This window comes from Streptomyces sp. SID8374 (assembly GCF_009865135.1).
Taxonomy (GTDB): domain Bacteria; phylum Actinomycetota; class Actinomycetes; order Streptomycetales; family Streptomycetaceae; genus Streptomyces.
Window position 1 is genome coordinate 1,096,326 of sequence record NZ_WWGH01000002.1, and the last position, 20,882, is coordinate 1,117,207.

Sequence of the window (20,882 nt, forward strand, 5' to 3'; positions counted from 1 at the left end):
TATCAGATGTCCCGGAAGATCTCGATCTGCGCCCCCACCGAGTTGAGCCGCTCCGCCAGCTCCTCGTAACCCCGGTTGATGACATAGACGTTGCGCAGTACGGAGGTGCCCTCGGCCGCCATCATCGCCAGCAGCACCACCACGGCGGGCCGCAGGGCGGGCGGGCACATCATCTCGGCGGCACGCCAGCGGGTGGGGCCCTCGACCAGGACGCGGTGCGGGTCGAGGAGTTGGAGGCGGCCGCCGAGGCGGTTGAGGTCGGTGAGGTAGATCGCGCGGTTGTCGTAGACCCAGTCGTGGATCAGGGTCTGGCCGTGTGCGGAGGCCGCGATCGCCGCGAAGAACGGCACGTTGTCGATGTTGAGGCCGGGGAACGGCATCGGGTGGATCTTGTCGATCGGCGCCTCCAGCTTGGAGGGCCGCACGGTCAGGTCGACCAGCCGGGTGCGGGCGTTGTCGGCCGCGTATTCCGGGGTGCGGTCGCAGTCGACGCCCATCTCCTCCAGGACCGCGAGTTCGATCTCCAGGAACTCGATCGGCACCCGGCGGATGGTGAGTTCGGACTCGGTCACCACCGCGGCGGCCAGCAGGCTCATCGCCTCGACCGGGTCCTCGGAGGGGGAGTAGTCCACGTCCACGTCGATCTGCGGGACCCCGTGCACGGTGAGCGTCGTCGTGCCGATGCCGTCGACCCGTACGCCCAGCGCCTCCAGGAAGAAGCAGAGGTCCTGGACCATGTAGTTGGAGGAGGCGTTGCGGATGACCGTCGTACCGTCGTGGCGGGCGGCGGCCAGCAGGGCGTTCTCGGTCACGGTGTCACCGCGCTCGGTCAGCACGATGGGGCGGCCGGGGGAGACCGAGCGGTCCACCTGGGCGTGGTACAGCCCCTCCGTCGCGGCGATCTCCAGGCCGAACCGGCGCAGCGCGATCATGTGCGGCTCGATCGTGCGGGTGCCCAGGTCGCAGCCGCCCGCGTACGGCAGGGTGAACTGCTCCATCCGGTGCAGCAGCGGACCCAGGAACATGATGATGGAGCGGGTGCGGCGCGCGGCGTCGGCGTCGATCGCCTCCATCTCCAGCTGCGCGGGCGGCACGATCTCCAGATCCACGCCGTCGTTGACCCAGCGGGTGCGCACCCCGATGGAGTTCAGCACCTCCAGGAGGCGGAAGACCTCCTCGATCCTGGCCACCCGGCGCAGGACCGTACGGCCCTTGTTGAGCAGCGAGGCGCACAGCAGCGCGACGCAGGCGTTCTTGCTGGTCTTGACGTCGATGGCGCCCGAGAGCCGACGGCCGCCGACGACCCGCAGATGCATGGGCCCGGAGTAACCGAGCGACACGATCTCGCTGTCGAGAGCTTCGCCGATGCGGGCGATCATCTCAAGGCTGATGTTCTGGTTGCCGCGCTCGATGCGGTTGACGGCGCTCTGGCTGGTGCCGAGAGCCTCGGCCAACTGCGTCTGTGTCCAGCCCCGGTGCTGCCGGGCGTCACGGATGAGCTTGCCGATGCGTGCGAGGTAGTCGTCTGACATAGCGGCAGGTTATCTCAGATATGAGATGAGGCCGATGTGGGGGTGCGCCGTTCGAGTGATGGGAGTGCAACCGTCCCCGGGAGGGCGGCGCACCGCGCTCCCTTCGCGAACGCGCGAACGTGCCCGCGCCGCCATCGTCCCCCGGGAGGGGCGACGGGGCGCGGGGCGCGCGGCCGTACGGGGAGGTGACCCGGTTCAGCCGCTGCGCTTACGGGTCGTCCGGCGCCAGCCGAACGGGCCCGGCAGGTCCATGGACGTGGTGCGCCGCCCGGTGCTGCTGACCGTGCGCCGCGGCCCGCGCCCGCCGCCGGTGGTGACCGACCAGGAGCGGCGGTTGATGTTCAGCCGTACGCCGGGCAGGATCCGGAAGCTCTTACGGAAGGTGATCGCCATCTCGGCCTCCTTGTGTTCAGGACTTCCGGGTGTCCCGAAGCGGCCGGGGTATTCCCGTGCCGGTACGGAACAGCGGCCGGCAACGCGACGCCGGGCCCCGGCCGGAGCCGTGGCGGACGTCAGGCCGCTCGTCCCGCCAGCCACTCCAGGGCCTCCGCGCCCGCGCCGAGCACGGAGATGTGGCCGTCCGCCTGGCGCACCCGCAGTTCGGCCGTCGGGCAGCGGTCGGCAAGCCAGCGGCTGTGGGCGACCGGAGCTATCCGGTCCTGGCCGCCGTGGAGCAGGAGCAGAGGTGCGGTGATCCGCGCGGGGTCGAAGCCCCACGGGGCGACGTACGCGAGGTCGTCGGTGATCAGGCCGTCCGGGCCGGCCTCCAGGGCGGGCCCCACCACCTGGTCGAACCAGGACCAGTCACCGGCCAGCGCCTCGTGGTCGGCGTCGGTGAACATCTCCGGGTCGTACCCGGCGCCCGCCTCGTACGCCTCCTTCGCCGCCCGCCCCCCGGCGGCCGCCCGCAGCGAAGCCGCCGAGGACGGCACCATGCCCGCGTACCAGTCGAGTCCCTCGGCACCGTACGGCGCGAGTCCCGCGGCCGTCACCACCCCGACGACCCGGTCGGGCAGCAGGGCACCGCAGGCCAACGCGTGCGGCCCGCCGCCGGAGTGGCCGAGGACGGCGAACCGGTCGGTGCCCAGCGCGTCGGCGACCGCCCGCGCGTCGGCGGCGGCCGATGCCACGTCCCGGCCGGGCAGCGGGGACGAACCGCCGTAACCGGGACGGTCGTACGAGACCCAGCGGATGCCCAGCCCCTCGGCGGCGGCGAAGAGCGGCGCGGGCGGCGAGCCGATGTTCGGCGTGCCGTGGTGCCAGAGGACCACGAGTCCGTCGCCGCCGGTGTCGTACACATGGAGCGTGCGGCCGTCCTCCAGCCGCAGATCGCTCTCCCTGACCTTCACTCCGCCACCCCTCCGCCCCGCAGAACGCATCCGCCTCACGACCCTACCGACCGCCTACGACAGAGGTCCCGGCGATCACTCCGCCCGCAGAGGCAACCCACAGGTTCGACTCCCCGTCTCGATCTCCGAGAGCGCGTTCGACCCGGAACAGACCACCGGAACGGACGCGCGGGTGACCAGGGTTGAGGAGGAGCTTTGATACGTGGCCGGAAAGCATGGGCCACCGCGATAGCGGTGCTGACGGTGGCGGGGGTGGCGCCGACGGGGGCGTACGCCGCCCCCGCGCCGCCGGAGATACCCGGCGCCACCGCGACACCCCAGCCGGGCGACGCGCTGCCACCCGGCTGGCGCATCGCCGGTGAGAACGGGCGCAGCCACCTGGAGTGGCGGGCGCCCGAGCCGGTCCCCATGGGCGACGCCCGCGTGGAGTTCCGCGCGAACGGCGAACTCGTGGGCGTACCCGAACCGCAGGGCGACGGCCGGACCTTCCGGCTCCCCGTCGACGAGGTCCGCACCGCCGATCTCGGTGACCTCGCGGTCGAGGCGGCCGGGCGCCGACTCGACCAGGCCCCGGGCGCGGGCGCGAACCGCAAGGCCAAGCCGCCCGTCCCGAAGCTCCCGCCCAAGCTGCCCGCGGGGTCCGTCGACCCGGGCAAGGCGGGCAAGTACGCCACCACCACCGGCGAGTACAGCCTCTCCTCCGTCAAGCTCCCGGGCCTCCCCGCGCCGGTCGAGATGCGCGGAGTCGTCGTCGCCCCGAAGAAGGCACCCGGCAAGCGCCCCATCGCCCTCTTCCTGCACGGCCGCCACGCCACCTGCTACGTCCCCGGCAAGGACGGGGAGGCCTCCGGCAACTGGCCCTGCGAGAAGGGCAGCAAGCCGATCCCCAGCCACCGGGGCTATCTGCGCGACCAGAAGCTGCTGGCCTCCCAGGGGTACGTGACCGTCTCGATCTCCGCCAACGGCATCAACGGCCAGGACTGGAACGCCGAGGACGGCGGGGCGCAGGCCCGCTCCTCGCTGATCCGCAACCACCTCGGCCGCTGGGCCGACTGGGCCGCCAAGCCCGCCTCCGCGCCCGCCGCCGTACGCAAGGGCCCGAAGGCCGACCTGTCCCGGGTGCTCCTCGTCGGGCACTCGCGCGGCGGCGAGGGCGTCAACCGCGCGGTGATGGACAGCCTCTACAAGCCGCCGGCCGCCCAGGACGGCTACCGTTCCAAGGCCCGCTGGAACATTCGCGGCACCGTCCACATCGGCCCCACCATCTTCGGCCAGAACCCGGTGCCGGACGTCCCCTCGCTGACGATCCTGCCCGGCTGCGACGGCGACGTCTCCGACCTCCAGGGCCAGGTGTTCACGGACGGCACCCGGGGAGTGAGCCGGGGCAAGGCCCTGCACAGCTCGGTCTACATGGTCGGCGCCAACCACAACTACTTCAACACCGAGTGGACGCCCGGCCAGGCCAAGGCCCCGGCCGACGACGACTTCTGGCACGAGCCCGAGTCGCCGGACCCGCTCTGCTCGCCCGGCGCCGCCGGACGGCTGACCGCCAACCAGCAGCACAAGGCGGGCGCGACCTACATCGCCGCCGCCGCACGGCTGTTCGTCGGCGGTGACGACCGCGTACGCCAGCTCGTCGACGGCACCGGCCGCCGCGCCCCCTCCGCCGACCCCGCCCGGGTGCTGACCCACGCGGTCGGCGGCAACCGGAGCGCCGGCTTCCTCCCCGACGACCCGCAGGGCGGGCCCAAGGTCAGCGGCGCCAGGCTGTGCGACGCCGTCGCCCCCGGCCGCTCCGCCTGCCTGGGCGAGAAGGACCCTGGATCCTCGCCGCACTTCGCCCAGTGGCGCCCCGAGCACGAGGCAGGCCGCCGCGCGGTCGCCCTGGACTGGAAGAAGCCGGGCACCGTCGCCCGCGTCACCCCGAAGAAGCCGGTCTCGGTCAAGGGCGCGGGGAGCCTCGCGCTCCGCGTCGCCGTACCGCCGAACACCAGCGGCACCCGCTTCGACGTCCACGTCAAGGACGCCAAGGGCAAGCGGGCCAAGCTGGGCAGCGTCAAGATCGACGGGCTGCCGGGCACCGAGCGCACCACCTCGTACTGGGCCCAGGAGGTCCGCGTCCCGCTGACCGCCGCGACCCGCGCCAGGCTGAACCTCGCCGCGATCGCCTCCCTGGAGCTGACCCCCAAGTCCTCCTCCGGCAAGGCGCTGCTGATGGACGCCTGGTCCTGGAAGCCGGGCACCCCCGCGGTGAAGGCCGCAGGACTCGCCCGCGTCGACATCGGCACCCTCACGGTCAAGGAGGGCGACTCGGGGTTCCGTACGTACCAGGTGCCCGTCCGCACCACCGGCAAGAACGCGGGCGCGGTCCGGCTGTACGTCGACGACCCGGAGACCGGCAAGTCGACCAGCCGGCTGGTCGAGGTCGGCCCCGGCACCGCCGGGATCAAGGTCAAGGTGAAGGTCGAGGGCAACAAGCGCTACGGCTGGGACAAGACCCACGGGGTCGCGGTCAAGGCGGTCCGCGGCACGGTCGTCGGCTCCGACGCCGGCGGCGTCCTCGCCGAGAACGACGACCCGATGCCGAAGGTGAGCATCAAGCCGGTGGCCGCCGATGTCACCGAGGGGGAACCGCTGACCTGGCGGATCTCGCTCTCGGAGAAGGCGGACGTCGAGATCTGGACCGTGGCCCAGCTGCTCCCCGTCCCCGACGGCCGCCCGGAGCTGTCCACGGCCGACGTCGACCAGGAGTGGCTGTCGCAGCTCGTGGAGAAGGTCCCGAACCCGGCGATCCCGCTCTCGAAGGTCGAGTACGGGACGCTGTGGACGACGGTCGAGGCGGGTCAGAAGTCCGCCGACCTGACCGTCCCGACCGTCCGTGACCAGCTGAAGGAGCCGGCCGAGTACGTCCGCTTCCAGCTCTCGGACAACGACGACAAGCCGCTGGGCCCGCCCTTCGAGGGCACGGTCCGCGACGCGCCGTAGCCCCGCCCGGTGCACCAGGTCCGGCCCCTCCGCCATCGCGCGGAGGGGCCGGACCGCTGTCCGGAGCGGGTGCGCCCATTCTTTACGGCGGCGCGGGTAGGAGCGCACAAGGGCACCTGGGCATGACCGAGCGGCGGCTATGTACTAGAGTTATCTCGACATCGAGATATCTGCCGAGGCGCACCGCAGCCGCCGCCCGGTAAGGCATACCTAACTAAGCCTTACCTTAGCGGATGGTCGGGGCCGTAGGCGGCACAACGCGGCGCCCGCTGCCAATGAGGCGCGGCGCGGTAGACGCGCACATTGAAGAAGGAGACTGTCGTGTCGGCGAACAGCTTCGACGCCCGCAGCACGCTGCGCGTGGGCGACGAGTCGTACGAGATCTTCAAGCTGGACAAGGTAGAGGGCTCCGCGCGCCTCCCGTACAGCCTGAAGGTCCTGCTGGAGAACCTGCTCCGTACCGAGGACGGCGCGAACATCACCGCCGACCACATCCGGGCCATCGGCGGCTGGGACTCCCAGGCGCAGCCCAGCCAGGAGATCCAGTTCACGCCGGCCCGCGTGATCATGCAGGACTTCACCGGCGTGCCGTGTGTCGTGGACCTCGCCACCATGCGTGAGGCCGTCAAGGAGCTCGGCGGCGACCCGGCGAAGATCAACCCGCTGGCCCCGGCCGAGCTGGTCATCGACCACTCCGTCATCGCCGACAAGTTCGGCACCAACGAGGCGTTCGCCCAGAACGTGGAGCTGGAGTACGGCCGCAACAAGGAGCGCTACCAGTTCCTGCGCTGGGGCCAGACCGCCTTCGACGAGTTCAAGGTCGTCCCCCCGGGCACCGGCATCGTCCACCAGGTGAACATCGAGCACCTGGCGCGTACGGTCATGGTCCGCAACGGACAGGCGTACCCCGACACCCTCGTCGGTACCGACTCGCACACCACCATGGTCAACGGCCTGGGCGTGCTGGGCTGGGGCGTCGGCGGCATCGAGGCCGAGGCCGCGATGCTCGGCCAGCCGGTCTCCATGCTCATCCCGCGCGTCGTCGGCTTCAAGCTGACCGGCGAGCTCCCGGCCGGCACCACCGCCACCGACCTCGTGCTGACCATCACCGAGATGCTCCGCAAGCACGGCGTCGTCGGCAAGTTCGTCGAGTTCTACGGTGAGGGCGTCGCCGCCACCTCGCTCGCCAACCGCGCCACCATCGGCAACATGTCGCCGGAGTTCGGCTCCACCGCCGCGATCTTCCCGATCGACGACGAGACGCTGAAGTACCTGCGCCTGACCGGCCGCGACGAGCAGCAGGTCGCCCTCGTCGAGGCGTACGCCAAGGAGCAGGGCCTCTGGCTGGACCCGGCCGCCGAGCCGGACTTCTCCGAGAAGCTGGAGCTGGACCTCTCCACGGTCGTCCCCTCCATCGCCGGCCCGAAGCGCCCGCAGGACCGCATCATCCTGGCCAACGCCAAGGCGCAGTTCGCCCAGGACGTCCGCAACTACGTCTCCGACGACGAGGAGGCGGGCAAGGAGTCCTTCCCGGCCTCCGACTCCCCGGCCACCTCCAACGGTGTCCCGTCGAAGCCGACCACCGTCACGGCCCCCGACGGCTCCACGTACGAGATCGACCACGGCGCCGTCACCGTCGCCGCGATCACCTCCTGCACCAACACCTCGAACCCGTACGTCATGGTCGCCGCCGCGCTCGTGGCGAAGAAGGCGGTCGAGAAGGGCCTGACCCGCAAGCCGTGGGTCAAGACCACCCTCGCCCCGGGCTCGAAGGTCGTCACCGACTACTTCGACAAGGCGGGCCTGACCCCGTACCTCGACAAGGTCGGCTTCAACCTCGTCGGCTACGGCTGCACCACCTGCATCGGCAACTCCGGTCCGCTGCCGGAGGAGGTCTCCAAGGCGGTCAACGACAACGACCTCGCGGTCACCTCGGTGCTCTCCGGCAACCGTAACTTCGAGGGCCGGATCAACCCCGACGTCAAGATGAACTACCTGGCGTCGCCGCCGCTGGTCGTCGCGTACGCCATCGCCGGTTCGATGAAGGTCGACATCACCAAGGACGCCCTCGGCGTCGACCAGGACGGCAAGCCCGTCTACCTGACCGACATCTGGCCCACCGAGGCCGAGGTCAACGACGTCGTGGCCAACGCCATCGGCGAGGACATGTTCAACAAGTCCTACCAGGACGTCTTCGCGGGCGACGCCCAGTGGCAGGCGCTGTCGATCCCGACCGGCAACACCTTCGAGTGGGACTCCGAGTCCACCTACGTGCGCAAGCCCCCGTACTTCGAGGGCATGACGATGGAGACGACCCCGGTCGAGGACATCACCGGCGCCCGGGTGCTCGCCAAGCTCGGCGACTCGGTCACCACCGACCACATCTCCCCGGCCGGCGCCATCAAGGCCGACACCCCGGCCGGCAAGTACCTCACGGAGCACGGCATCGAGCGCCGTGACTTCAACTCCTACGGCTCGCGCCGAGGCAACCACGAGGTCATGATCCGCGGCACGTTCGCCAACATCCGCCTGCGCAACCAGATCGCGCCGGGCACCGAGGGCGGCTACACCCGCGACTTCACCCAGGCTGCGACTGCTGACGCGGCTCCGGTGTCGTTCATCTACGACGCCTCGCAGAACTACCAGGCCGCCGGCACCCCGCTGGTGATCCTCGCGGGCAAGGAGTACGGCTCCGGCTCGTCCCGCGACTGGGCCGCCAAGGGCACCGCGCTCCTGGGCGTCCGGGCCGTCATCGCCGAGTCCTACGAGCGCATCCACCGCTCGAACCTCATCGGCATGGGCGTCCTCCCGCTCCAGTTCCCCGAGGGCCAGAACGCCGAGACCCTCGGCCTCACCGGCGAGGAGACCTTCTCCTTCACCGGCGTCACCGAGCTGAACAACGGCACCACCCCCCGCACGGTGAAGGTCACCACCGACACCGGTGTGGAGTTCGACGGCGTCGTCCGTATCGACACCCCCGGCGAGGCGGACTACTACCGCAACGGCGGCATCCTGCAGTACGTGCTCCGCAGCCTGATCCGCAAGTAGGCAGCAGAGCGGAAGGGCCGCACCCCGGGGAGACCCGGGGTGCGGCCCTTCCGCGTTGCCCGCCGGCTCTCACTCCTCCGAGGAGGGCGTCCGCGAGAGGTCGTTGATCCGGCACGTCGTGCCCTGCGGCACCTCGCCCACCCCCTGGGCCTTCTTCACCGCGGTCTTGCCGGGGCCGAGACCGAGCACCCCGGCACCCCCTTCCGCGACCCTGACGCCGTTCTTGTCCAGGAACTCCACGCTGATGTAGTAGTCCGCCGGGCTGGACGACCCGTTCACGACCTTCACATCGGCCGACTGCCACCCGATCTGCGGGTCCCGCGTGCACGCAGTGATCGTGACGTCCTTCTTCACGTCCGGCTCGGGCGCGACGGGCTCCTCCACCGGCTCCTCGTCTAGAGGCTCTTCCTCCTCGTACTCGTACGGGTCCGAGTACGGCGCGTCCGACCGTGCCGGCGGCAGCTCCATCGCCTCCGAGACCGAGCCCATCAGCGAGTAGACCAGCGCCACGATCGCCCCCGCCGCCACCAGCCCACCGCCCACGGCGAGCGTCACGATCAGCCCGGTACGCTGCTTGCCCGGCGGCGGGGCGGGAGCCGCCCAGGGCGACGGCCACGGCGCCCCCACCGGCACCTGGCGCTCCGGCTGCGGCTGTTCGGGCGGCGGAGGCGGAAAGTTGTCGGACATGCGGTCCCCCCACGGGAAGTCGGCCAGGTGAGGGACTTACGGTACGTGGCCCCGACCGCACCACCCGCACCACCCGTACAGAAAGTGAACGGACCTCCATGGGCGAGCTGATCCTCATCCGGCACGGCGAGACCGAGTGGTCCCGCTCCGGGCAGCACACGAGCTGGACCGACCTCCCCCTGACCGACGCCGGCGAGCGCCAGGCCCGCGCCCTCGTCCCCCTGCTGGCCGACCGGAACATCGGGCTCACCCTCGTCAGCCCCTCGATCCGGGCCCGCCGCACCGCCGAGCTGGCCGGGCTCCACGCCCCCCGCGTCACCCCCGAGCTGCGGGAATGGGACTACGGCGGCTACGAGGGCATCACCACCCAGGCGATCCGCCGCACCCGCCCCTTCTGGAACCTGTGGACCGACGGCGTCGACCCCGGCTCCGACGAGCACCCCGGGGAGAGCCCCGCCGAGGTCGGGCAGCGCGCCGACCAGGTGCTCGCGGGCGTCCGGTCGGCCGCCGAGGGGATCGGGAACGCGGACATCGCGCTCGTCGCCCACTCGCACTTCCTGCGCGTCCTCACCGCCCGCTACCTGGGGCTGACCCCCGCCGAGGGGCGCCTCTTCCAGCTCGCCACCGGGGCCGTCTCCCGGCTCGGCACCGAACACGGCCGGCCGGTCGTCGCCGCCCTCAACGTGGCCCTGCCCGAAGCGCTTCAGGACACCCCCTAGAACGCCGACGGCCGGCACCCTAAGGATGCCGGCCGCCCGCGTGGATCACGTACAGGTCAGGAGAGCAGCTCCACCTCCGCCAGCGTCGCCGAACCCGTCAGCACCAGCCGGTACTTCGCGTACGCGCCGGGCTTGCCCACCGAGAACGCCCGGGTCTGCTTGTCCCAGGCGAAGGACTCGCCGGAGCGGCGGTCGAGGTCCGTCCACTTCTCGCCGTCGGACGAGCCCTGGAGCGTCCAGCCCTTCGGGGCCTTGTCGGCGGCCGCCGACGTCAGCGTGTACTGGAGCGCCTTGGTGGACGCGGGGACGGGCAGCTCCACCGACCCGACCTCCGCCGAGGTCGCCGAGGTGTTGTCGAACAGCGCGCCGTCACCCTTCAGCACATCGCCCTTGGGCGCCGGGGCCTTGTCGTCCTGCTGGATGGAGACCGGCGCCGCGTCCTTGCCCGTGCCCCAGGCCGACGGCTTCGGACCCATGTCGAACTCCAACGTTCCGCCCTTGGCCAGCACGTCGTGGGGGAGCGCGGTGGAGGTCCACTTCTTGCCGTTGACCTTCACGCCCTGCACGTAGATGTTCTTGTCGCTGTTCTTCGGCGCCTTCACGGTCAGCTTGCGGCCGTTGTCCATGCGGACGGTGACCTTCTTGAAGAGCGGCGAGCCGATGGCGTACTCCCCGCTGCCCATCACCAGCGGGTAGAAGCCGAGCGCCGAGAAGAGGTACCAGGCCGACTGCTCGCCGTTGTCCTCGTCGCCGTGGATGCCCTGCCCGATCTCGCTGCCGACGTAGAGGCGGCCCAGCACCTCGCGGACCTTCTCCTGCGTCTTGTACGGCTGCGAGGCCGCGTTGTACATGTACGTGGCGTGGTGGGCGACCTGGTTGCTGTGCCCGTACTGGCCCATCCGTACGTCACGGGCCTCGGTCATCTCGTGGATGACCCCGCCGTAGCTGCCGACGAACTCCGGGCCCGCCGTCTCCGGCGTCGAGAAGTACGTGTCCAGCTTCTTGCCGAGCCCCGCGCGGCCGCCGTACAGGTTGGCCAGGCCCCGGCTGTCCTGCGGGGCGGTGAAGGCGTAGCCCCAGCCGTTGGTCTCGGTGTAGTCGTAGCCCCACACGCGCGGGTCGTACTGGTCCGAGGGGAGGCGCCAGTCGCCGTTGGGCTTCCTGCCCTGGAAGAAGCCCGCCTTCTCGTCGAAGAGCTTGACGTACTTCTGCGCCCGGTTGAGGAAGTACGCCGACTCCTCCTTGTACCGCGCCTTCTTCGTCTTCTTGTAAAGCTCCTCGCCCATGCGCGCGATGCCGTAGTCGTTGAGGTAGCCCTCCAGCGACCAGGACAGGCCCTCGTGCGTCGCGGTGTTGGCGTAACCGGTGAAGACCGAGGTCTCCATGCCCTTGCGGCCGACGCCCGAGGACGGCGGGGCCACCGTGGCGTTCTTGACCGCCGCGTCGTACGCCGCCTCCGCGTCGAACTTCACGCCCTTGACGTACGCGTCCGCGAAGGCCACGTCCGAGCTGGTGCCGGTCATCAGGTCCGCGTAGCCGGGGGAGGACCAGCGGGAGGTCCAGCCGCCGTCCTTGTAGTGCTGGACGAAGCCGTCCACCAGCTCGCCGGCCTTCTTCGGGGAGAAGAAGGAGTAGGCGGGCCAGGTCGTGCGGTAGGTGTCCCAGAAGCCGTTGTTGACGTACACCTTGCCGTCGACGATCTTCGCGCCGGTCTGCGTGGGGGTGTCCGTGCCGGTCGGCTTGGTGAAGGGGCTCGCGTACTTGTTCTTCCCGTCGACCTTCTCGTGGCCGGAGTTCGGGTAGAGGTAGAGGCGGTAGAGGCTGGAGTAGAGCGTGGTCAGCTGGTCCTCGTTGGCGCCCTCGACCTCGATCGTCCGCAGGATGTCGTCCCAGGCCGCCTGCGCCCTGCGCTGCACCTTCTCGAAGGAGGTGGACTCCGGGATCTCCATCGCCAGGTTCTTCTTCGCCTGGTCGACACCGATCAGCGAGGTGGCCAGCCGCAGGTTGACCGTACGGTCCCTGCCCGCGTCGAAGCGGAAGAAGCCCGTGACGTCGTCACCGCCCCCGCCCTTCAGCTTGCCGCTGTCGGTCACCGGCGCGTCGAAGACGCCGTAGACGAACATGCGGGTGGCGCCGGTGGACAGGCCGCTCTTCACGTCCGTGTAGCCGGAGAAGGAGCGGGTCTCGGGATCCAGGGTGAGACCGCCGGCGTTCGACACGTTGTCGAAGACCAGGCTCGCGTCCTTGCCGGGGTAGGTGAACCGCATCCGGGCCGCGTGGTCGGTCGGCGCGATCTCCGTCTTGAGGCCGTTCTCGAACGTGACGCCGTAGTAGTGCGGCTTCGCGGTCTCGTTCTCGTGCCGGAACGGCAGCGCGCGGGCCGTGCGGGCGGCGTCCGGGGTGCCGCTCGCGGCCGACGGCATCACCTGGAAGGTCTGCCGGTCGCCCATCCAGGGGCTCGGCTCATGGCTGGCGCTGAAGGCCTGGAGCGTGGGGAGGTTCTCCTCGTTGTTGCCCCGGTGGTAGTCGTACAGCCAGCTCAGCGAACCGGCGTTGGTCACCGGCGTCCAGAAGTTGAAGCCATGGGGGACGGCGGTGGCCGGGATGTTGTTGCCGCGCGAGAAGCCGCCGGAGGAGTTGGTGCCGCGCGTGGTCAGCGCGTAGTCCGACAGATGCGCCTTGCGCTTCTCGGGCGCCTTCGGGGCGATAGCGATGTCGTCGACCCAGCCCTGGAACTTCGCCGGGCCCTTGGGGGAGTCGTACGCCACCAGGATCCGGTCGACCGTCTTGCCCGCCGCGACCGTGCCGATGCGGGAGGAGACCTTGTTCCACTGGTCGACGTAGAGGCGCTTGGCATCCGCCTGGCCCTGCGGGGTCAGCAGCCCGCCGTGGCTGTCGGTCGCCTTCAGCTCGCTCAGGTAGGTGCCGTCGGTGAAGGCGAGGTCCACCGCGATGTGGGTCGCGGGGTAGTTGAGGTCCGTCTCGCCCATCTGCGGATAGACGAGGTAGGAGAGCTCGGTGTCCTTGGTGACGGCCGTGTTCACATCGAAAATCTTGTTGTACGCGTACGCGCGGCCGTCCGGCTTGTGCGTACCCGCGTAACGCAGTGCCTTCTTTCCGGTGAATCCCGCCCCTGCCTTGGCGGTGGGCGAGCCGGAGGGGCCGCGGTCGGCCTGGCTGCGCATCTCGTCGGGGACGGGCGCGGAGGTGTCACCGTTCGAGAACTGAACGTCGGCGAGCTGGAGGATGTCCGACGCGCCGTTGTTGGCGGTGATCTCCAGCCGGAAGTGCCGGTAGGCGGTGTCGGAGGCGAAATCGTACGATTTCGTCTGGTGCCGCTCGGTGAAGGTCTCGCCCTTGCGGGTGTCGAGGTCGGTCCACTCCTTGCCGTCCGCCGAGCCCTTGAGCGTCCAGTCCTTCGGGTCGCGCGGGGCGTGGTCGTTGGCGGAGGTGAGCGCGTACGTCACCACCTTCACCGGCTCGTCCAGGTCGAACTCGACCCAGCCGGTCGTCGCGAACGCCAGCCACTTGGAGGCCGGTTCGACATCGACCAGGTTCTCCTTGACCTCGCCGCCTGCGGTGTTCTCGGCGCTGGCGCGGACATCGGTCACCCGGTCGGTGACATTGCCCGGTATGCCGGTGGAGAAGCCGCCGTCGACACCCGAGGAGCGCTCCTTGCCGTCCGGTCCTTCCTCTACCGTGTTGCGCCAGTCCGGCTGCTTCTCGTCCGCCTCGAAGGAGGAGCGGAACGTCCGTTCGCCGGACGGCTTCCAGGGCCCCGTGGACGGGCCGGCGACGGCTGCCGTGGGGGCCGCGAGGGCCAGGGCGAGTGATGCCGCGAGGACGGCGGCCGTGCGGCTCCGTCTCGTACGGGCGGCGCTGCTGAAGGCTTTTCCAGCGCCATGGTGGAGACCTCGTGGTGGCTGCATACCGAGCCATTCCTCCCCGGAGCGTGCTTGGACAACGTTGTCATAGCGGGATGCAAGGTCCAGTAGGGAGCCAAGTGACAGGACGTGTCAAGGGTGTTGCCACAGGTGCGGCGCGCGAATCGGCCGTAAGGGGAGAAAGCCGCCCCTGCGCGAGGGCGCACGGTGCCGAGGAGTCCGCGAGGTCTCAACTCGGGAAAGACTGGCGTCCCAACGTGCATTCGATCTTGCTCAGTTGGCGACAAGTGGACTATACCTGTCGCCATCTGCACAGCCGTTTCCGACGGATGCGCACACGGGGGAACAAGGGGACGGCCGCGAGGGCGTCATGGACGCCCTGGCGGTACGGTTCTCCGACCACCCCCACTCCGCCGGTTCTTTTCTCCGGTACACCTGCATATCTGCACGACCCGAGCGCAACCGACCGCGGTGGCGGGGCCCTTCGCCTGAGGCGAATTTTCGACGGGTGACCGGTACACCGCCTGAGTCCTGGAGAAGGCGAGGACTTGAGCATGGGATCCACCTCCGCTCAGAACAATGAGGGCCTTGGCCGTCGCGATCTGATCAAGCGTTCTGCCGCACTCGGCCTGATCGCTGTTCCGACGATGAGCTTCCTCTCCGCCTGCGCGAGCGGCAGCGGCGACAGCGACGACAACAAGGTCGAAAAGGGCGAGAAGAGCGAGAAGAACCCGCTGGCCGTCAACGGCAGCGCCCCGCTGGAGATCGTGATCTTCGACGGCGGGTTCGGCACCAAGTACGCGGAGGACGCCCGGGACGTCTACAAGAAGACCTACCCCGAGGCGCAGGTCAAGTTCTCCGCGACGCAGAAGATCCAGTCGGTCCTCCAGCCGCGCTTCAACGGCGGCACCCCGCCGGACCTGATCGACAACTCCGGTGCCCAGCAGATGGACATGGGCGTCCTGGTCGGCAAGAAGCAGCTCACCGACCTCACCCCGCTGCTGGACGCCCCGTCCATCGACGACCCCGCCAAGACGGTCCGCGACACCCTGCGGCCCGGCATCGTCGAGATGGGCCAGTTCGACGGCGACCCGGTCTGGATCATGTACTACGCGTACACGGTCTACGGCGTCTGGTACTCCCAGACCGCGCTGGACAAGCTGGACGCCACGTACCCGGAGACCTGGGACGACATGCTCGCGCTCTGCGCGAAGGCGAAGAAGCAGGGCATCGCCGGCTGGACCTACCCCGGCAAGCACCCTTACTACATCCCGTTCTCGCTCTACCCGTTCATCGGGAAGATCGGCGGCGTCGAGGTCCTGAACGCCATCGACAACCTGGAGCCGAAGGCCTGGGAGCACCCCGCGGTCAAGGCGGCCTTCGAGGCGTACTACGAGCTCTACGCCAAGGGCTACATCCTCAAGGGCACCCCGGGCCTGGACCACCGCGGTTCGCAGGGCGCCTGGGCCCGCGGCAAGGCGCTGTTCATCCCGAACGGCTCCTGGGTCGAGAACGAGGAAGCGGCCATCATCCCCAAGGACTTCAAGCTGTCCGTGGGCGCCCCCTCCTCCCTCGACTCCTCGGACAAGCTGCCCTTCGGCACCATCTGGGCGTCCGGCGGCGAGCCGTTCATCGTCCCGGCCAAGGCGAAGAACCCGGCGGGCGGCATGGAGCAGCTGCGCATCATGCTCAGCGAGGCCTCCTCCAAGTCCTTCACCACCAACACCAAGTCGCTCTCCGCCTTCAACGGCGGCACCGACGGCATCGAGTTGTCGGACGGCCTGAAGTCCGGTGTCGCGGCCCTGGAGAAGGCCGGCACCAATGTGGTCAACCCCCGTCTCCAGGACTGGTACGTGAAGCTCCAGAAGGAGCAGATCGGCGTCGCGGCGCTCGGCGAGATGATGGCCGGCCGCGCCACCCCGGCCGAGACCATCAAGAAGATCCAGGCGTTCGCCGACGCGGCCGCCAAGGACCAGTCCATCAAGCACTTCAGGCACCAGTGATCACGCGTCACCAGCGGCAGCAGCTCGGGGAAGGTCGGAGTCGGTAACGATGCAACACGGTAAGTACCGGTTCATAGTCGGGTTCTTGGTGGCCCCGATGTCGTTGTATGTCATCTTCGTCATCTGGCCGTTCATCCAGTCCATCTACTACTCGTTCACGGACTGGACAGGTCTGAGCCCCGACTTCAAGATGGTCGGGTTCGACAACTACACCAAGATGCTCGACGACGACATCTTCTGGAAATCGCTACAGCACAGTGTGCTGCTGGCCGTTCTGCTGCCGCTGGTGACGCTGGGCCTCGCGCTCTTCTTCGCCTTCATGCTCAACGTGGGCGGCCGGCGCCGCAAGGGCGCCGCCGTCACCGGCGTACGGGGCTCCGGCTTCTACAAGATCGCCTACTTCTTCCCGCAGGTGCTCTCGATCGCGATCGTGGCCATCCTGTTCCAGTTCGCCTTCGACCCGGCCCAGGGCATGGTCAACGGCACGCTCAAGGCCGTGGGCTTCGACGACGTACCGGACTGGCTGGGCGATCCGAACCTGGCCCTGTGGGTCATCATGGCGGTCCTCGTCTGGTGCACCACCGGCTTCTTCGTGGTGCTGTTCTCCGCGGGCATGGCCTCCATCCCCAAGGACTTCTACGAAGCCGCCCTGCTGGACGGGGCGAGCCGCTTCACGACCTTCTTCCGGATCACGCTGCCCCTGCTGTGGGACACGGTCCAGTCCGGCTGGGTCTACATGGGCATCCTGGCCCTCGGCGCCGAGGGCTTCGCCATCGTCCACATCATGAGCGTCGGCCCCGGCGGGCCCGACTACTCGACCACCGTCCTGCCGCTGTACGTCTACCAGGCGGCGTTCCGTGACGGACAGGCGGGCTACGCGACCACGATCGGTGTCGCCCTGCTCATCGTGACCCTGGCGTTCGCCGCCATCGTCATGCGGGTGGGCCGGCGCGAGCGGCTGGAGTTCTGATGAAGACCACTGACACCCCTCCCTCCGGCACCGACGCGTCCAAGGTGCCCGCCCAGCGCACCGGCACGGACCCCAAGGGCTCCTCCGCCCCCGCGAAGAGCAGCGAGGGCCAGGTCCTCAACGTCTTCTCGCACGGGATGCTCATCCTGTGGGCGATCATGGTCGTGCTGCCGCTGTTCTGGGCGGTGATGTCCTCGTTCAAGACCGACTCGGACATCTTCAACACCCCCTGGTCGCTGCCGAGCTCGCTGAGCTTCGACGCCTGGGGCCGGGCCTGGAGCCAGGCCCATATGAGCGAGTATTTCCTGAACACCATCCTGGTGGTGGGCGGTTCGCTCGTCGGCACCCTGGTCCTCGGGTCGATGGCCGCCTATGTGCTCGCGCGCTTCGAGTTCCCGGGCAACCGCTTCATTTACTTCTTGTTCGTCGGCGGCATGAGCTTCCCGATCATGCTGGCGCTGGTCCCGCTGTTCTTCGTCATGGACAACATGGGGCTGCTGAACACGATCCACGGCCTGATCCTCGTGTACATCGCGTACTCGCTGCCGTTCACCGTGTTCTTCCTGACCTCGTTCTTCCGTACGCTGCCGACCTCGGTGGCGGAGGCGTCGATCATCGACGGGGCCTCGCACACCCGGACGTTCTTCCAGGTGATGCTGCCGATGGCCAAGCCCGGTCTGATCAGCGTCGGCATCTTCAACTTCCTGGGGCAGTGGAACCAGTACATGCTGCCGACGGTGCTCAACACCGACCCGGAGAAGCGGGTGCTCGCCCAGGGGCTGGTGGAGCTGGCCTCCAGCCAGGGGTACAAGGGCGACTACTCGGGCCTCTTCGCGGGCCTGGTGATCGCGATGCTCCCGGTGCTGGCGGCGTACATCATCTTCCAGCGCCAGGTCGTCTCCGGTCTGACCGCGGGCGCGCTCAAGTAGGTCACGCGTCAGCAGAAGAAGGTCACATATCCACAACGGCCCGGTGCCCCGGCGGAGATCATCTCCACCGGGGCACCGGGCCGTTGCGGGGTGCGCGCCGGTGCTCAGGTCTTGACGGAAGGCACCCCCGAACGGTCAGCTTAGAGTTCACATGTTGGAGGAAGCCGGGGTGTCATCGCTGCTGCCCCGGCCGGGGTGGTCCTCTGGGCCGCCCGCCAAGGGCAGGAGTGGATGAGTCGATGGAGACTCCCGGGTCGCAGACATCGCTGCACAGGGCCAATCTGGAGCGGGTCGTACGCGCCGTACGGATGGCGGGGTCGCTCACCCAGGCGGAGATCGCCCGGAGCACCGGCCTCTCCGCGGCCACGGTCTCCAATATCGTCCGGGAGCTGAAGGACGGCGGGACGGTCGAGGTGACGCCCACCTCGGCGGGCGGCCGGCGGGCCCGCAGCGTCTCCCTCAGCGGGGACGCGGGCATCGTCATCGGGGTCGACTTCGGCCACACCCACCTGCGGGTCGCCGTCGGCAACCTGGCCCACCAGGTGCTGGCCGAGGAGTCCGAGCCGCTGGATGTCGACGCCTCCTCCGCGGAGGGGTTCGACCGGGCCGAAGTGCTGGTCAACCGGCTGATCGAGGCCACCGGGATAGGCCCGGACAAGATCATCGGCATCGGTCTCGGTGTGCCGGGCCCCATCGACGTCGAGTCCGGAACGCTGGGCTCCACCTCGATCCTGCCGGGCTGGACGGGCATCAACCCCAGCGAGGAGCTCTCCGGCCGCCTCGGCGTCCCGGTGTACGTCGACAACGACGCCAACCTCGGAGCCCTGGGCGAGCTGGTCTGGGGGAGCGGGCGGGGCGTCAAGGACCTCGCGTACATCAAGGTCGCCAGCGGGGTCGGCGCCGGTCTGGTGATCGACGGGACCATCTACCGGGGCCCCGGCGGCACGGCCGGCGAGATCGGCCACATCACCCTGGACGAGTCCGGCCCGGTCTGCCGCTGCGGCAACCGCGGCTGCCTGGAGACCTTCACCGCCGCGCGCTACGTGCTGCCGCTGCTCCAGCCCAGCCACGGCCCCGGGCTCACCATGGAGCGGGTGGTCCAGCTGGCCCGTGAGGGCGATCCGGGGTGCCGCCGGGTGATCGGGGACGTCGGCCGCCACATAGGCAGCGGCGTCGCCAACCTGTGCAACCTGCTCAACCCCAGCCGGGTCGTCCTCGGCGGCTCGCTGGCGGAGGCCGGGGAGCTGGTCCTGGGGCCCATACGGGACTCCGTGTCGCGTTACGCGATACCCAGCGCGGCCCGGCAGCTCTCGGTGCTCCCCGGGGCCCTGGGCGGCCGTGCCGAGGTGCTGGGCGCCCTGGCCCTGGTGCTGAGCGAGATGGGGGATTCAACCCTTTTGGAGAGCACCCTCCCTGCGGCGACTCCTGCCTTCACTTAGATAACGAATGGCACCGTTGTCATCTCGTTAAGGATTTACTCCTTGACGCTGGCGCTGCGGCCGAGTTGACTTCCAGCCACCTCGGCCGCAACGTCGCGGCCTCGTCAGGGAGGTTCGAGAATGAACACGCGTATGCGTCGTGCCGCCGTTGCCGTTGCCGCCACCACGATGGCGATCTCGCTGGCCGCTTGCGGGAGCGCCAAGGAGTCCGGCGACAAGGCCGAAAAGGGCTCGGAGAAGAAGGGCAACGACCTGAAGATAGGTCTGCTCCTCCCCGAGAACCAGACGGCCCGTTACGAGAAGTTCGACCGTCCGATCATCGAGAAGAAGATCGACGAGCTCACGGACGGCAAGGCGAAGGTCACCTACAACAACGCCAAGCAGGACGCGACCACTCAGGCGCAGCAGATCGACACGATGATCACCAACAAGGTCGACGCGCTGATCATCGGTGCCGTGGACGCCAAGGCGATCGAGAACAGCGTCAAGAAGGCCAAGGACGCCGGCATCCCGGTCGTCGCCTTCGACCGCCTCGCCGAGGGCCCGATCGACGCCTACACCTCCTTCGACAACGAAGAGGTCGGCCGCGCACAGGGCACCGCGCTCCTGGAGGCCCTGGGCGACAAGGCCGACGGCGCCACGATCGTGATGATGAACGGCGCGATCACCGACCCGAACGCCGCGCTCTTCAAGAAGGGCGCCAAGTCCGTCCTCGACGGCAAGGTGAAGTACGGCAAGGAGTACGACACCAAGGAGTGGAAGCCGGAGAACGCCAACGCCAACATGGAAGCGGCGATCACCGCGCTCGGCAAGGACAAGATCGACGGCGTCTACTCCGCCAACGACGGCATGGCGGGCGGCATCATCACCGCCCTCAAGGGCGCCGGCCTCTCCCCGCTCCCCCCGGTCACCGGCCAGGACGCCGAGCTGGCGGGCGTGCAGCGCATCGTCACCGGTGAGCAGTTCATGAGCGTCTACAAGTCCTACCCGGCGGAGGGCGTCGTCGCCGCCGAGATGGCCGTCGCGCTCGCCAAGGGCGAGAAGCTGGACTCGATCGCCACCTCGAAGGTCGACAACGCCAGCCAGAAGGGCATCCCCACGGTCCTCGTCCCGGTCATCTCGCTGACCAAGGACAACATCAAGGACACCGTGGTCAAGGACGGCATCTGGACGCTGGACGAGATCTGCTCGGGCAAGTACAAGGCCTCCTGCGACAAGATCGGCCTGAAGTAGGCCCTGGGGCGTGTCCGGCGGATCTTGACCGGGTCCGCGACGCCTGGCACGGCGCCTCGCCGCGTTGCCGAAACGCCCGAATCGCTCCGCGATGAGGACGTTCC

The 20,882-nt window shown here is 69.3% G+C and carries 13 protein-coding genes; 8 read left to right on the top strand and 5 right to left on the bottom strand.

Going from position 1 to position 20,882, the window contains the following annotated elements; all coding sequences use genetic code 11:
• Positions 1-2 precede the first annotated feature (2 nt).
• The 3 genes from GTY67_RS28335 to GTY67_RS28345 form a co-directional block, all read right to left on the bottom strand.
• Positions 3-1,532: a UDP-N-acetylglucosamine 1-carboxyvinyltransferase gene (locus GTY67_RS28335; RefSeq protein WP_093686159.1), complete on the bottom strand. Its 1,530-nt coding sequence runs from the start codon at positions 1,530-1,532 to the stop codon at positions 3-5.
• Between the two features lie 195 nt (positions 1,533-1,727).
• The gene (locus GTY67_RS28340; protein ID WP_093686158.1) at positions 1,728-1,925 is read right to left on the bottom strand and encodes a DUF4236 domain-containing protein; all 198 of its coding nucleotides are present in this window, start codon (positions 1,923-1,925) and stop codon (positions 1,728-1,730) included.
• A gap of 119 nt (positions 1,926-2,044) precedes the next feature.
• Positions 2,045-2,881, bottom strand: coding sequence for an alpha/beta hydrolase (locus GTY67_RS28345; protein ID WP_161280770.1), 837 nt, complete (start codon positions 2,879-2,881; stop codon positions 2,045-2,047).
• A 195-nt stretch (positions 2,882-3,076) separates the two neighbouring features.
• Here GTY67_RS28345 and GTY67_RS28350 point away from each other — a divergent pair, with 195 nt between their 5' ends.
• Both GTY67_RS28350 and acnA read left to right on the top strand, forming a co-directional pair.
• Positions 3,077-5,866, top strand: a complete 2,790-nt coding sequence (locus GTY67_RS28350) for a hypothetical protein (RefSeq protein ID WP_161280773.1) — start codon at positions 3,077-3,079, stop codon at positions 5,864-5,866.
• 321 nt (positions 5,867-6,187) lie between these two features.
• On the top strand, positions 6,188-8,914 hold the full coding sequence (gene acnA, locus GTY67_RS28355; RefSeq protein WP_093686155.1) for an aconitate hydratase AcnA: 2,727 nt from the start codon (positions 6,188-6,190) through the stop codon (positions 8,912-8,914).
• A gap of 69 nt (positions 8,915-8,983) precedes the next feature.
• Here the strand turns inward: acnA and GTY67_RS28360 are convergent, their stop codons facing one another.
• Positions 8,984-9,601, bottom strand: coding sequence for a hypothetical protein (locus GTY67_RS28360; protein WP_161280775.1), 618 nt, complete (start codon positions 9,599-9,601; stop codon positions 8,984-8,986).
• Positions 9,602-9,699: 98 nt separating this feature from the next.
• On the opposite strand from GTY67_RS28360, the gene GTY67_RS28365 reads away from it, so the two are divergent.
• On the top strand, positions 9,700-10,320 hold the full coding sequence (locus tag GTY67_RS28365) for a histidine phosphatase family protein (RefSeq protein ID WP_161280777.1): 621 nt from the start codon (positions 9,700-9,702) through the stop codon (positions 10,318-10,320).
• 56 nt (positions 10,321-10,376) lie between these two features.
• On the opposite strand, the gene GTY67_RS28370 is transcribed toward GTY67_RS28365, so the two are convergent.
• Positions 10,377-14,249 (bottom strand): GH92 family glycosyl hydrolase, encoded by a 3,873-nt coding sequence (locus tag GTY67_RS28370; RefSeq protein WP_161280779.1) that lies wholly within the window; start codon positions 14,247-14,249, stop codon positions 10,377-10,379.
• Between the two features lie 509 nt (positions 14,250-14,758).
• Here GTY67_RS28370 and ngcE point away from each other — a divergent pair.
• From ngcE to GTY67_RS28395, 5 genes are all read left to right on the top strand, one after another.
• On the top strand, positions 14,759-16,207 hold the full coding sequence (ngcE, locus tag GTY67_RS28375) for an N-acetylglucosamine/diacetylchitobiose ABC transporter substrate-binding protein (RefSeq protein ID WP_093686151.1): 1,449 nt from the start codon (positions 14,759-14,761) through the stop codon (positions 16,205-16,207).
• A 49-nt stretch (positions 16,208-16,256) separates the two neighbouring features.
• Positions 16,257-17,177 (top strand): sugar ABC transporter permease, encoded by a 921-nt coding sequence (locus tag GTY67_RS28380; RefSeq protein ID WP_093686150.1) that lies wholly within the window; start codon positions 16,257-16,259, stop codon positions 17,175-17,177.
• Positions 17,177-18,106, top strand: coding sequence for a carbohydrate ABC transporter permease (locus GTY67_RS28385; protein ID WP_093686149.1), 930 nt, complete (start codon positions 17,177-17,179; stop codon positions 18,104-18,106). The genes GTY67_RS28380 and GTY67_RS28385 overlap by 1 nt, the downstream gene beginning before the upstream one ends.
• A gap of 239 nt (positions 18,107-18,345) precedes the next feature.
• On the top strand, positions 18,346-19,545 hold the full coding sequence (locus GTY67_RS28390) for an ROK family transcriptional regulator (protein ID WP_093686148.1): 1,200 nt from the start codon (positions 18,346-18,348) through the stop codon (positions 19,543-19,545).
• A gap of 120 nt (positions 19,546-19,665) precedes the next feature.
• Positions 19,666-20,778 (top strand): sugar ABC transporter substrate-binding protein, encoded by a 1,113-nt coding sequence (locus GTY67_RS28395; protein ID WP_093686147.1) that lies wholly within the window; start codon positions 19,666-19,668, stop codon positions 20,776-20,778.
• Positions 20,779-20,882: the final 104 nt, after the last annotated feature.